This is a genomic window from Chryseobacterium sp. R2ACT005 (genome assembly GCF_049949215.1).
Lineage (GTDB): Bacteria > Bacteroidota > Bacteroidia > Flavobacteriales > Weeksellaceae > Chryseobacterium.
Genome location: NZ_CP188192.1, coordinates 1,665,571 through 1,680,218, shown reverse-complemented (window position 1 = coordinate 1,680,218; position 14,648 = coordinate 1,665,571). Strand labels below are relative to the sequence as shown.

Genomic DNA, 14,648 nt, shown 5'->3' with positions numbered 1-14,648 from the left:
TCTATTGTACAATTGATGTCATTCTGAGCAAGATGAAATGCAGTAAAGAATCTCGTGTTTGATTAAAAATGAGATTCTTCCTTCGTCAGAATGACAAAAGTCAATAATTTGACTTTAAAACAGCGGCTTTCCTTAACAAACATCATCCAGCGGTTTTATCGAAGCCTGCAAAGACATTAAGAATCTATATCAACGGCAAAAAAAAGCCGTATCAAAAATGACACGGCTTTTGGTTAATTAAAGATTGTTATATTTAATCTACATGTTTTGTAGTAAATCCATCTTCACTTAGCTCTCTATGCTCATATTCAGCTTTCATTTCAGCTTCATAATCCACTTTTTCATGTTTACCCATTCTTCTTAAGATAGAGTCAAATATTGAATAAACTACCGGTACAATAATTAGGGTCAGGAATAATGACGATGTCAAACCACCGATAATTACCCAGGCTAATCCATTGTTCATTTCTGCTCCGGCACCTTTTGCAATTGCAATTGGGATCATACCGAAGATCATCGCGATAGTAGTCATCAAGATCGGACGAAGACGTGCGTGGTTTGCCTGGATCAAAGCATCATGCGTACTTGCACCAGCCTCTTTCCTCATATTTGCAAAGTCGACAATCATAATTGCGTTCTTCGCTACCAAACCAATCAACATGATCATCCCCAGCATCGTAAATATGTTTAATGAATTTCCTGTGATGGCAAGAATAACCATTACCCCGATCAATGCCAGAGGAATAGAAAATAATACCACGAAAGGATATACAAATGAGTCATATAATGAAACCATTACCAGATAAACCAATACAATAGCAGCCATTAATGCAATCCCTAAAGTACCGAAACCTTCAGTCTGGTTTTCCATATCACCACTCCAGATGTAGCTTACTCCTGCCGGTTTGGTCTTTTCGTTATCCATAAATTGAGCAGCCCATTCATTGGCAACATCTCCTACAGGACGGCCTACCACTTTAGACTTTACCTTTACAGAAGGTGCTTTATCTCTACGTTCCAATAAACTTGGTCCTGAACCCATTTTTACTTCTGCAAACTGGCTCAGTCTTACCTGTTCTCCTTTAGGATTGGTAAACATAAGATTTCTTACGTCTTCAATAGATTTTCTGTTCGCGTCACCAAAACGGATATTAATATCATATTCATATTCTCCGGCTCTGAATTTTCCGTCTGTATTTCCGTTAAATGCAGTTTGCATTGTTTGTCCTACACTAGAAAGATTTAAGCCTAAAGAAGCCATTTTATCTCTGTCGATATTCACCTGTACTTCAGGGCTTCCAGAGTCAGTTGATAATTCTGCATCTACAGAACCAGGAACTTTTTTAAGCAACTCAAGAATTCTGTTTGCCTCTTTATTTGCTGTTTCGTTATCCTGAGCCGTCACTACCATTTCAATTGGTGCATTGTCTGCTCCCATTAATCCAATTGGTGCTGTTTTAAATTCAACTCCTGTGAATTTTTCTTCTAAAGCTCTCTTGATTCTTGCGGATTTGATATCTGTGCTCTCATTACGTTCAGATTTATCTACCAAAATCACCTGAATCTCTGACTGGTACAATGTTGCCTGTGCTCCACCAAAACCTGATGACTGCTGACCAACTGTTGTGATCATATCTACAACATCTTTGTCTTCTCTCAGATATTTTTCAACAGCAAGAGTAATCTGGTTGGTTTTTTCTACAGAAGCATCTTTTGGTAATTCCATCTGAACAAGGAACTGTCCTCTATCCATTTTAGGGAAGAATTCACCTCCGATAAATCCAAATGCAACCAACATAAATGAAGAGATCAAAATAATGAATGTTACAATAACCGTCATTACTCTTCTTAATGTCGTTTTCAAACACCATTCTAAAATTCCTGTGATCCAGTGTGTGAATTTTTCCAATTGCTTTTCGAACCAAAGAATAAACTTCTCAAAAGGATTTTTACCTGAAAGGTGTACCAATTTACCATATCTTGAAGATAACCAAGGAATAATGGTAAATGAGGCCAGTAACGAAAACATTGTCGCAATAACTACGGTAACGCAGAACTGTGCCAGGATATCAGCAACCAATCCTGAGCTCATTGCAATCGGTAAGAATACCACTACAATTACCAATGTAATCGCCGTTACGGTAAATCCAATTTCCGAAGCACCATCGTATGCCGCACGAATTCTGCTTTTCCCCATCTCCATGTGACGATAAACGTTCTCCAAAACTACAATTGCATCATCCACAAGAATACCAACAACTAATGAAAGTCCAAGTAAACTCATCAGGTTTAAGGTATATCCCATAAGATACATTCCAATCACCGTTGCAATCAATGACATCGGAATAGAAACCATAACGATAAACGCGTTTCTGATGTTATGAAGGAACAGTAACATTACCACTGCTACCAGGATAATTGCTAAGAATAAATCGAAAATTACATGGTCTGCAGCTTCAAGCGTAAAGTCTGTTGTATCATCTACAATATTTATTTTAATCGCCTGGGCTTTATAATTGTTCTGAACATCAGCGATTGTTTTCTTCACTAGTTCCGAAACTGAAACCGCATTGGCATCAGATTGTTTTTTAACCTGAAGTAAAATCGTTGAATTCTGGTTATATCTTGCAACTTTCTCCACATCTTTCTGTGTATCAAAAACGGTTGCAATATCAGATAAACGAACCTGAGCTCCATCTTTATTGGAAACTACAAGATTATTCATTTCAGCAACATTTTTATACTTTCCGGAAAGTCTGATCGTAGATCTTGAAGTTCTTGTTTTCAAAGCTCCCGTTGGGAAATCCAGATTTGAAGAAAGAATTGCCTGCTGTACATCTGCGATGGCAAGACCGTATCCCTGCATTTTCTTTTCATCTAAACTTACCTGAATTTCTCTTTCCTGCCCACCTACAAGGTCTACTTGAGCAACACCGTTTACACGGGAAAAAATAGGCTCTATTTTTTTATCTAAAAGATCATAAAGATCTTTATTATTCAGGTTATTACTGGAAATACTCAAAGTCATGATCGGAAGATCATCCAATGAGAACTTTTGCAAAGAAGGAGGATCTGCATCGTCGGGAAGATCTGCCAAAATAGCATTTACTTTTCTCTGTGCATCATTCAAAGCATAGTTTACATCGGCACCGGTATTCAGCTGCACCATAATAACCGATAAACTTTCGTAAGATGAAGATTCTACTTTTTTCACGTTTTCCAAAGAACCAACAGCATCTTCAATTTTTCGGGTTACCGAAGTTTCCACCTCAGCAGGCGAAGCTCCCGGATATACCGTAGAAATGGTTACCATATTGGTTTCAAACTTTGGAATCAACTCATACCCCATCATGGAGTAACTTAATAAACCACCCAGCGTAAGTATCGTAAATAATACGATAACCAGCGATGGTCTTTTAATGGATATTTCTGCTAACTTCATCTTCTGCTTACTTTACGATATTGATTTTCGAACCGTTATCAAGATTAATCTGTCCGCTGGTAATTACCTGCTCGCCTCCATTCAGTCCGCTTAAGATCTGAACTTTGTCGCCGTATACTTTACCGGTCTGAACTTTAATTAATTTAGCAGTACCATTATTTACAATAAATAGCTGTCCTGAACTTACTCCGTTTACAAAAGCTTCTGCAGGAACAGTCAACATATTTTGAGTTTCAGCACCGTGATTTGTTTTAAATGTAGCAGTTGCATACATCCCCGCTTTTAGGTTTCCTTTATTCTGAACCTCAATTTCAACCGGGAAATTTAAAGTAGCATCACTTTTAGGAGCAATGAATGTAATTCTACCGCTGAAAGAATCTTCCGGTAAAACATTCACATTAATTGGAACTTCCTGACCGAGTGCAATTCTGCCAACCTGGCTTTCGTCTACCAATACAGAAAGTTTAAGGCTGTTGATATTAACAATTTCAAACATGGAAGTCCCTATAGAAACTACTGTTCCCGGCTCAACCATTTTCTTGTTGATAGTACCACTGATACCAGCACGGATGCTGGTGTCATTCACTCTTACTCCCTGAGCTTTCACAGCTGCCTGTGCATTTTTCAGTTGAAGTCTTGAGTTATCAACCTGTTGTTTTGTAACCCCTCCTGTTTTAAAGGCATTTTCGTAACGTTGATTATCGATAATAGCATTTTGCAAATTATTCTGAGCCTGTGTAACATCCACTTCGATAGCATCTCTCTTGATGGTTGCCAACACCTGACCTGCACTTACTCTTGATCCTTCTTTTACCAAAACGCTTACAATACGTCCGGCAATTTCAGAAGACTGGTTCATTTCCTGCTTAGGAATGAATGTTCCGTTGGCGGAGTAATCTGTATCAATATTTTCTCTTGTAACGGTTACAATATTAACGTTGATTTTATCTACCTGCTTGGCAACTTCTTTTACTTCCTGCGTCTGCTTTTCTTTGTTCCCGGCAATCTTGTAAGCGGCTAAACCTATCAGTACTGCTGCTACGATGATATATATTAAAGTTTTTTTCATTTTAGTTTATTATAAGTTTTGTAGTGTGTTTAGTTCACCCTTAGCTTTTATCAGCTTGATCTCGGCCTGTTTGTAATCCAGCAATGCATTAGAATAGTTCTGTTTTGCCTGTGTTAAAGCATTTTCAGAATCCAGCACCTCTGTAAGGGTTGCTAACCCATATTGATAATTTGACTGGGTATTTTTCTGAACTCTTTCTGCCAATCCTACATTATCTTTCATGCTTTCGATATTAATCAATGCATTTTCCATATTGGTGATTGCATTTTTATAATCTAAACTTAAGCTCAACTGAGTGTTTTCAATATCAACATCAAGATCCTGAATATCTATTTCTGCCTGATTGATCTTCGCTTTTGTAGCTCCTCCCGTGAAAATAGGAATATTTACATTCAATCCAATTGCCGAATAATCACTCCAAAGAACGCCTTTACTAAGACCGTTTGTCAACGGGAATTTTGCTCCGTTTGCTCCCCATCCGTAGTTCGCAGTAAGATTTACTGATGGATAAAGATAAGCTTCGGTTGCTTTTTTATTGAAAACCAAAAGTTCCCTGTTTTTATTTAAAACTTTGATCTCTGTACGATCATTAAGATTTACGTTGCTTGCAATCAGCTCAGGCTTTGGTTCGATCTCTTTTTCTTCAAGCTCAATGTCTGTAGAAATCGGGATTCCCATATAAAACTTCAGAGCATTTTTTGAAAGTTCAACAGAGTTGATTAAAGTCTGCTTATTGGAACCAATATTCGTAAGCTGAACATTTGTCCTATCTAAATCGATTGATTTTGCCAAACCATTATCAACCAAACTTTTAATAACATTTCTTACTTTTTCGGTGTTGGCATAGCTGGCGGTTACCGTTTTAAGATTTTCCTCCTGTACAAACACCTGATAATAAGCTGTTGCTACATTTTCAATAATCTGTTCATTGGTCAATTGAGCATTCAGTACATAAAACTCTCTTGTTGATTTTGCAGCTTTAAGTCCTGTAAATACTCTTTGATCAAAAATTGCCTGCTGAAGTTGTACAGAAGCTGTAGAACCCCAAGGCTGCCCAAACTGCGCTCTGATTTTCTCTCCTCCAAATTCCAGCAAAGACTCCTGAATAATCGGGTTATAAGTTAAACCCGCCGTTGCACTGACCTGTGGAAGAGCACCGGCTCTGGCTTCATCAATCTTGTATTCGGCTTTTTTTATCTGTAAAGCAGCTTTTTTGGCTTCTGCCTTATTCTGAAGTGCCTGTTTTATAGCTTCCTGCAGGGAAACCTGCTGCTGGGCAGACATCAATGTAGAGCCGAAAATCATAAATGCTGAAGCTATCCCAATTTTTAGCTTTGTAGCAGTTATACGTTTTCTATTCATAATTTTATACTTCGTTTATTTTTTATTTAATTTTCAGTCATTATTTATTTCTAAATGACGAATCATTTTCAGAAATACTTTAGTTTTTTTTAGTTTTTGAACAACATATTGATAATAATCTCTTTTCGTTCAGAAATAATCTTATCATATTCTTCATCATTAATTAATAAATTTTCCATAAATAATGGTCTTATGGCACTTGGGAATACTAATAGAGCCACCATATTAAGAATAAACTGAACAGGTGCCATTTTTTCTATATTTCCCAATTCCATTTCTTTTTCGATATCCTTATACATATCATTCAGGATATCTTCTTCAATTTCTCTTTGATGGCAGGTCCCTTTATTGATCTGTGATACGATATACGTTTCCAGATACGGATACTGAAGGCTTGTAGAAAGGCTGCTTTCTATGAATTGGCTGATCTTTTCTTTAAAAGGCAGATCAGAATTCTGAATGATCTTCGATTTTTCCTGTTCTACTCGTTGCGCTTCATCAAAGATGATCTGAATCAGCTTATCTCTTGAACGGAAATAGTAATTAATAAGGGTCCTGTTCACTCCTGCTTCATCTGCAATCTCCTGCGTAGTAGCATCAAATTTTCCTTTCACAAAGAACAAATTCTTCGCTGTCTCCTTGATCAATTCCTGTGTTTGGTCTTTTTTTGCTTGATTTGACATTTTTGTTAAACAAATTTGTGCAAATTTATACTAAATTTTATTTTTGACAAAATTGTTAAACAAAAAAATTAAACATAATTGTTATGATATCCATCATGTTTCTGACCTGAAGTTTGCTATTACTTAATATATAATGAGAAAGCTATTTTTATATCTTTGCCGCAAAAATTAATAACCTGATGAAGAAAATTCTTTCGCTGTTCATGGTTTTGAACGCGGTACTTCTATTTTCACAGAAAAATATTTCTGAAGAAAACTCCTATTATTTTTATGAAAACAAAGGTCAGATTATTGATCAAGACGGAAAAGAAAATAAAAATGTAAAATATCTTTTCCATTCTAATGGTCTGAATGTACAGCTGCGTTCTAATGGATTTTCTTATGATGTATATCAGGTAGAAAAAATAAGTACACCAGATAATCCTAAAACCCCAAAATCTTATAATCAAAAAGAGGAAAAGGTTAAATACAAATATCATAGAATAGATATAGACTTGGTTAACTCTAATATCAATTCTGAAATAATTCCCGAAGAAAAGTCTCCTGATTATGATAACTTTTATAATATTCCTGGAAAGCCGGCCGGGATCTTAAATGTGTATCGTTTTAAAAAGATTACTTATAAGAATATCTACAATAATATTGATCTTATTTTCTTTAAACCAAAAGATACTCTGAAACCTGTTGAATATAACTTTATTGTAAGACCCGGCGGAAAAATTTCAGATATCAAAATGAAATTCAACGGAGCAGAGACATCATTAAAAAATAAAAAAATTGTGATGAAACTTCGTTTTGGAGATATGTATGAAAATATTCCTCTTTCCTGGATTACAGATGGAAAATCTAAGCATGAAACCACTATCAATTATAAACATATTGATGAAAACACTTATGGTTTTGCCGGGACACAGGATTCATTCACCAAAACTTTAATTATTGATCCTGTACCTACCCCCTTATGGATTAAAAATCACCCAAACTGGGTATGGCAATCCAATACATATTATAGAGTATTGGCCAATTCCAATCAGGAAGTTTATACTGGATTTACTACTATTGCAAGATATAATATTGCTACCAGTACTTATACAATAATGGACTCTAACTCTCAGAACTATGGTTATATCTGTAAATTTGATCCGGCAGGAAATAAAATATGGGGTGTGTTTTTAGGAAATCATCAATTCAATTATGGAGGGGATGAAACCAATCTTCTGAAGGATATTACCATTAATAATAACAATGAAATATATGCTATTGGCCAGGCAAGAGATTCTCAGGGAGGTACAAACAATATAACAACTCCCGGTGCCCATAAAGAACATACAAATTACCAGGGGCAATGGATGGGATATGACATTGATTCTTTCATCATGAAATTTAATGATAATGGTATAAGAATATGGGGAACCTATTTCGGAGGAGATCAATTTGACACAGCAAATTCTATTGTATTAGATTCAAACCAGAACTTAATTATCGGGGGACTTTCCACCGGAAACAATGGGATTGTAACAGCTAATGGAAATATTCAAAATAATCCTAATATTTATAATGGGGTTTCTTTTATCGCAAAGTTTTCTCCGAATGGTCAACAAATGTATGGCTCCTATTTTTTTTTAAAAGAGTCGGGAATTAAAAAAATTGACAGAGACAGTAATAATAATATCTATTTAGCCGGCGATGTTTACCAGGGGTATAATATTACCGGAAATGGAACAGCAGGTACTCATCAGCAAACTTTGATTGGAGAAGGCAATACATTTCTAGCCAAGCTTGACAGTAATTTTCAATTTTTGTGGGGAACTTATTATGGCGGTAGAAACGCGTATGGTATTCAGCACAATTATAATGAAGGGAGAACAATAGTAAGAGATTTAAAAGTTGACAAAGATAACAATGTAGTTTTATTAGGAAATACGGATGCTAATGAAAGAATATCAACTTCAGGAACACATCAGCCAATACGCACATCTAATCTTGGTGATGATATTTTTTTAACAAAATTCAATCCTGCAGGAAATCAAATTTGGGGAACTTATTTCGGAGCAACAACAAGCAATGCTGTAAATGATGATCAGGCCTTCGGACTTTCCGTAGATGACAATAATAGTCTTATATTTTCAGGGCAGACATCAAACGCAGTTCAGATAGCAACTCCAAATGGGTATATGCCTGACAATAATAATGGTTATCGTTCAGGTTTTTTTACTAAATTTAATCCGGCAGGTAATCAGGTTTGGGGAACTTATTTTTACTCATCCGTTCATTCCATCTATGCAAAAAGTAATAATATATATACTTTAGGAGGAGCCCAGGTTAATAATAATTTCGCTAAATTTTATGATTGTGCTGCAGGAATATCTGTCACATCAAACTCTCCGGTTTGTATCAATTCAACTGTTCAGCTTAACGCTACAGGAGGAACAACCTATCACTGGACTGGACCTAATGGCTTTACATCAAACCAGCAGAATCCAACAATACCTAATGCAACAACAGCTCATTCCGGTACATATACCTGCCACGTTTCGGGGTCGGGAGGCTGTGATGGAACTTTTACTGTAAACGTCGTTGTGGGTGACAATATGGCTCCGGTTCCGAACGTTGCTTCTCTAGCAGACATTACAGGAGACTGTCATACAACAATAACAAACCTGCCTACCGCTACAGATAACTGTGCTGGTACAATTACTGCAACCACTACAGACCCTTTATCTTATTCGATCCCTGGAACTTATGTTATTCATTGGACTTATAATGATGGAAATGGAAATACAGTTACTCAAAATCAAAATGTAATTGTAACCTCCCCCTCTCTTCCAACTGCTGCAAATGTCCAGCAAACTTTCTGCGCTATCAATAATTCTAAAATCTCTGACATTCAGATCACAGGCCAGAACATCAAGTGGTACGATGCTGCAGGAAATGTTCTGTCATCAACAACTGCTCTTACCAACGGACAGACCTATTATGCTTCTCAAACCATTAATGGCTGTGAAAGTAATAAAACGGCTATTCAGGTAACGGTAAATACCACTCCTAAACCAATTGCAAATATTAATCAGGATTTCTGTGCTTCGGCAAATCCTACGCTGGAAAAGCTGGTTGTATCAGGAACAGCTCTTAAATTCTATAATGCGGCAGGAAATGTGATTCCGATGACAACTCCTCTGGTAAGCGGACAAATCTATTATGTAACCCAGACTTTAAATAATTGCGAATCTGAAAAACTGGCAATTACAGTAACGCTGTCCACAGATAATGTACCTGCAAAAGATATTACACAAGTACAATGTAATACAACCACAGCAAACTCAATGGTTGTTAATCTTCATTCTTATGAAGCCAGCATTATTAATAATCCAGGAAATTATATTTTCACGTATACTGATACTGCAGGAAATCCTATTTCCAATCCTTCCGGCTATGTTTTAAATTTGGGAACAACACTAATACACGTAAGGGTTGCAACTCCAGATGGGTGTTTTAAAGTGGTGAGATTAAACCTTACTTTAAATCCTAAGCCTTTTGTTCAGCTTCCTGATAAACTTGATTTTTGTGAAGGTAAATCGGTTGTTTTGGATGCAGGACCAGGATTTAAGTCTTATGAATGGAATACCGGAGCAACTACTCAAACCATTACAGTATCTACCCCAGGAACGTACACCGTGAAAGTAACCAATATTTTCGGATGCGAAAGTACAAGCTCCACTCAGGTGGGTTATTCTGTTTTAGCCTATATCATTTCTGTAAATATTACCAATAATACAGCAACGGTTATTCTTTCTCAGAGCGGAAACTATGAATTTTCCTTAGATAATTTCACATGGCAGAATTCTAATATTTTCACCAATTTAAATATGGGAGAATATACTGTTTATGTGAGAACAAAATCCGGATGCATCATCGGGCAGAAGAACTTCTCTATATTCAATATTCCAAACGCAATCAGTCCAAACGGAGATGGGATCAATGATACATGGAGAATCGCAGGATTGGAAAACTATCCGGGAACAGAAATTTATTTATATGATAGAAAAGGAGCGATAATCTATAAGGAGCTTATTAAAAAGAAAACTTTCCAATGGGATGGAAAATATGAATCACACCCTATTTCTACCGGAAATTATTGGTACACTATAAAAGTTTCTGACAGAAGAGTCTACAGCGGATGGCTTCTGATCAAGAACAGAGAGTAACAAAAAAACGAGCAGAAATTTCTGCTCGTTTTTTTATTTTATAATAATTTGATTTTGTCGTCCAGGATATCGATGATTTTATCTTTATAAAGTCCTCCGATCGCTTTTTTAAAGTTTTTCTTACTCATCTGAAATTCATTCTTGATCTCTTCAGGTGAGGATTTATCAGATACATACAGAAGTCCGTAATTTTCTTCCAGTCTGTTAATAATCTTCTGTTTGAACTCGTCAATATTTTCAAAACCGTCCAGCTGTAAGGAAATATCTATTTTCCCATCTTCACGAATCATTTTAATATAGCCTTTTTCTTCTGACAGTGGATAAAGTTTTTTGAAAACATCAGAAGCGTATATCAAACCTATGTACTGCTTGTTGATAACCACGTTCCAGCCCAGTTCACTTTCGTTCATCATAAGCAGATCTACTTTGTCTCCTTTCTGAAATGGCAGATCATCATACTGTGGGTTTCTCTTGAACTTTGTTGTCCCTGTAATCAGCTCCATATCTTCATCTACATAGATATAAACCAGATATCTTTTACCTTCTATAATTTTGGTTTTCTGCTGTTTGTAAGGGATAAATAAATCCTTAATGATTCCCCAATCCATAAAAGCTCCGCTAGGAAGACTCTGTACACAGCTCATTACCGCAAATTCACCTACTTCAGCCAATGGAATTTCGGTAGTCGCCTTTAATTTATCGTCATCCTGGTATACAAAAACTTCAACTTCATCACCTGTTTCTTTTTCATCCTGAATAAAGATTTTAGGCAGAAAAGCTTTTTCTCCGGATTCGTCCACGAGGATCCATCCTGAATTAATTTGTTCTGAAATTGTTAAAGTCTGAGTTTTTCCGAGTTGCATTGATGATAAAATTAGCTGACAAAGGTACGGAAATTTGAAGATGCTAACCTAGTCAATACCATTATAATCTTTGGATGATTCTTATTAACCTTTTATAAAGACCATAAAACATGTACATTTGAATAAAAAACAAAATATGAAACAATATTTCATTCTGCCTTTGCTCTTTTCGGTTATCTTTTCAAAAGCTCAGCTACTGGAGAAAACAGCGGTAAATATTTCTTACCGATACACCGGAAGAAATGTTCTGCAGGCAGGATTAGAATATAGATTTGGAGACAGCTATGATGGTTCTATTATTCTGGGACCGTCTCTGCTTTATACCCATGTTAATAACACAGATAAATTTATTCCGGAGATGAATATCAACTTTCTACGTGCCGGATTGCTGTTTGGAATATCCGGCAATCCCTATTCGTTAGAACCAAGAATAGGGATCTCATTATTTAATGCTATATTTCTGAATAGCGGATATGCTTTTCCAATTCACAGAGATAAATATTTTAAAGGAGTAACCTTTGGAATACAATTCAATATTGCTCCGAAACATTCTAAGTTTTACGATAATCTGAAAATAATGTAAAAGAGCAACTGAAGATATATTTTTATGGGTTATATTATCTTTAAGACTCCACTATCTGCTCTTAAGCTTGCTCCATTTACCGCAACAGAAAGAGGGCTGGAAAGGTAGACTGCCAGGCTTGCAATTTCTTCCGGATTAATAAATCTTTGTAAAAGAATATGTGGGTTGGCGGTCTGGATAATGATTTCTTTCATTTGATCCACAGTCAGATTTTGAGCTTCGGCTATTTGCTCCACAGTAGCAGCAACCCCATCGCTATAAGTAGGTCCACCTAAAATGGTATTAACTGTAACGGCACTTCCTTTTGTGAGTTTGGATAAACCATTACTTAATGCCGACATCGCAGCTTTTGTCATTCCGTAATGAATCATATTTTCAGGAACATTGACTCCTGATTCACTGCTGATAAAAATAATTCTGCCCGAGTTTTTTCGGATCATCCCTGGAAGCAGCTTTCTTGATAACCGCATCCCACTCATCACATTGATTTCAAAATAATGATACCAGTCTTCATCCTGCAATTCATAAAAATCACTGATTCCGAAAACGCCTACATTATTAATAAGAATATCAATATCCTCCAACTCCTCCAGTAGCTTGTTAAGATCTTCTTTTTTGACAAAATCTGCGGCAATTCCAGACACATCTGCATCTGGAAATTCCTCCTTGAGTTTTCTCTTCGCCCATTCCGTTTTCTCTTCACTTCTGCCATTGATAATTACGGACGCACCTTCTTCCAACAATTGTTTTGCTATTGAAAATCCTATTCCCTGTGTGGATCCGCTAATAAATGCTTTCTTTCCTTTTAGTTGTAAATTCATTGTTTTATTTTTGTAATGATCGTTAAAAAAATAGTTAAAAAAATTTAATGCAATAACTGCAATTGCAATTCAATCTGGGTTTTCAAAATCCTCCTGTCCGGGTACATTCTACGAAGAGAATTGATACCACACCAAAACGTGATCAGGCACTTACCCAAAACCTCTGCCGGAAGTGTTGATTTCAGAGTTCCTTTATTTTGTTGTTGCTGAATAACCGAAGTATAGAGTTTTTCTGTTTCCTTTAGTATCTCGGCAGCCTCTTCTTTCAAACTTTCCTCTACGAATGTCATTTCAACAAGTGTATTGGCAACAATACAGCCTTTCATATGCTCATTATAATCAGCATTAGCGATATTTAAAAAGAAACTTTTAATAAGTCCAATTGGATCTTCGCTTTTATTCAATCTTTGCTTGAAATTTTCAAAGTCTTCTCTTCGCTGCTCCAGGCTTTTTTTAAACAGTTCTTTTTTGCCTCCTTTGAAAGAGTTATATAAACTTCCAGCTCCTGCTCCAGTTGCGACAGTCAAATCACTAAGCGAAGTTGCAGTAAAACCTTTTTCCCAGAACAATTTCTGAGCTTTTAGAATCAATTCTTTATCCTGATGGATATTGGGTCTTCCTTTCATTTATTTTTGTAATGATTGATACAAAAATATAAAAAAAGAAATTATCTGACTTATTTTTTTTAATTAAAAGATTTTCGGAACTCCAGTGGAGTTTGTTTTGTAGTTTTTTTGAATAATTTACTAAATGACTGAGGATATTCAAATCCGAGCTGATAAGCAATTTCGGTAACGGTTAAGTTGGAAGCAGTTAATAATTTCTTAGCTTTTTCAATTAAATGTTCATGGATATATTGTTGAGTATTCTGTCCTATTGTATTGCGCAGCAGATCTGTCATATAATCGGGCGAAAGATGAAGTTCACCAGCAAGAAAATGCACTGTCGGTAGCCCTTGGGTAAGAGCTTGTTCGTTGTTAAAATAATCCTTCAAAATTTGCTCAAGTCTAGTGACAATATCCTTATTCACTGATTTTCTGGTAAGAAACTGTCGGTTATAAAAACGATTGGAATAACTCAATAAAAGATCCAGGTGAGATACTACAACATCCTGACTGTAATGGTCTATATTATTCTTCAGTTCCTGTTGTAACTGTTTCAGTAAAGATGAAATTACAATATTTTCTTTTTCTGAAAGATGCAGGGCCTCTGCTATGGAATAAGAGAAAAAACCATATTGATCTATATTTTTCCCTAAAGAATATGGACGGATTAGCTCCGCCTTGAATACTAACATATATCCTTTAACAGGATTATTTTTCATGGATGTTACTGAAAATATCTGTCCTGGTTTTGTAAAAGTCATCATCCCTTCATCAAAATCATAATCTTTAAGACCATATTTAAAATTCCCGTTACTGCCTTTTTTAAGAACAATGCAATAAAAGTCATTAGTAAAATGATTCCATATATCGCTATGCTGATAGCTTAATGATTCAAAATCAATTACACTTATCAAAGGATGATCCGGCTGAGGAAGAGCAAACAAACGATGCAGTTCTGAAATAGATCTTATCACATAAGGTCCTGAATAAGGTTTTTTCATTTATTCAAATTTAC

10 protein-coding genes are annotated in these 14,648 nt (G+C 35.9%); 2 read left to right on the top strand and 8 right to left on the bottom strand.

The window, feature by feature from the left end:
- Positions 1 to 253: 253 nt before the first annotated feature.
- From ACPF63_RS07710 to ACPF63_RS07695, 4 genes are all read right to left on the bottom strand, one after another.
- Positions 254 to 3,442, bottom strand: coding sequence for an efflux RND transporter permease subunit (locus ACPF63_RS07710; RefSeq protein WP_180563892.1), 3,189 nt, complete (start codon positions 3,440 to 3,442; stop codon positions 254 to 256).
- A gap of 7 nt (positions 3,443 to 3,449) precedes the next feature.
- Positions 3,450 to 4,511: an efflux RND transporter periplasmic adaptor subunit gene (locus ACPF63_RS07705; protein WP_077416840.1), complete on the bottom strand. Its 1,062-nt coding sequence runs from the start codon at positions 4,509 to 4,511 to the stop codon at positions 3,450 to 3,452.
- A 9-nt stretch (positions 4,512 to 4,520) separates the two neighbouring features.
- The gene (locus ACPF63_RS07700) at positions 4,521 to 5,873 is read right to left on the bottom strand and encodes a TolC family protein (RefSeq protein WP_077416838.1); all 1,353 of its coding nucleotides are present in this window, start codon (positions 5,871 to 5,873) and stop codon (positions 4,521 to 4,523) included.
- 89 nt (positions 5,874 to 5,962) lie between these two features.
- On the bottom strand, positions 5,963 to 6,556 hold the full coding sequence (locus tag ACPF63_RS07695) for a TetR/AcrR family transcriptional regulator (RefSeq protein WP_034695556.1): 594 nt from the start codon (positions 6,554 to 6,556) through the stop codon (positions 5,963 to 5,965).
- 179 nt (positions 6,557 to 6,735) lie between these two features.
- Here ACPF63_RS07695 and ACPF63_RS07690 point away from each other — a divergent pair, with 179 nt between their 5' ends.
- The gene (locus ACPF63_RS07690) at positions 6,736 to 10,761 is read left to right on the top strand and encodes a T9SS type B sorting domain-containing protein (RefSeq protein ID WP_426482592.1); all 4,026 of its coding nucleotides are present in this window, start codon (positions 6,736 to 6,738) and stop codon (positions 10,759 to 10,761) included.
- 38 nt (positions 10,762 to 10,799) lie between these two features.
- Here the strand turns inward: ACPF63_RS07690 and ACPF63_RS07685 are convergent, their stop codons facing one another.
- Positions 10,800 to 11,624, bottom strand: a complete 825-nt coding sequence (locus ACPF63_RS07685; RefSeq protein WP_077416833.1) for a CvfB family protein — start codon at positions 11,622 to 11,624, stop codon at positions 10,800 to 10,802.
- A gap of 136 nt (positions 11,625 to 11,760) precedes the next feature.
- On the opposite strand from ACPF63_RS07685, the gene ACPF63_RS07680 reads away from it, so the two are divergent.
- On the top strand, positions 11,761 to 12,207 hold the full coding sequence (locus ACPF63_RS07680) for a hypothetical protein (RefSeq protein ID WP_426482591.1): 447 nt from the start codon (positions 11,761 to 11,763) through the stop codon (positions 12,205 to 12,207).
- Between the two features lie 29 nt (positions 12,208 to 12,236).
- On the opposite strand, the gene ACPF63_RS07675 is transcribed toward ACPF63_RS07680, so the two are convergent.
- The 3 genes from ACPF63_RS07675 to ACPF63_RS07665 are packed head-to-tail and all read right to left on the bottom strand — an operon-like array spanning position 12,237 to position 14,634.
- Positions 12,237 to 13,028 (bottom strand): SDR family NAD(P)-dependent oxidoreductase, encoded by a 792-nt coding sequence (locus ACPF63_RS07675; RefSeq protein WP_426482590.1) that lies wholly within the window; start codon positions 13,026 to 13,028, stop codon positions 12,237 to 12,239.
- Positions 13,029 to 13,072: 44 nt separating this feature from the next.
- Entirely contained in the window at positions 13,073 to 13,654 is a 582-nt protein-coding gene (locus ACPF63_RS07670; RefSeq protein ID WP_426482589.1) for a TetR/AcrR family transcriptional regulator, read from the bottom strand.
- A 59-nt stretch (positions 13,655 to 13,713) separates the two neighbouring features.
- A complete protein-coding gene (locus ACPF63_RS07665; RefSeq protein ID WP_426482588.1) occupies positions 13,714 to 14,634 on the bottom strand; it encodes a helix-turn-helix domain-containing protein in 921 nt (306 codons plus the stop codon).
- Positions 14,635 to 14,648: the final 14 nt, after the last annotated feature.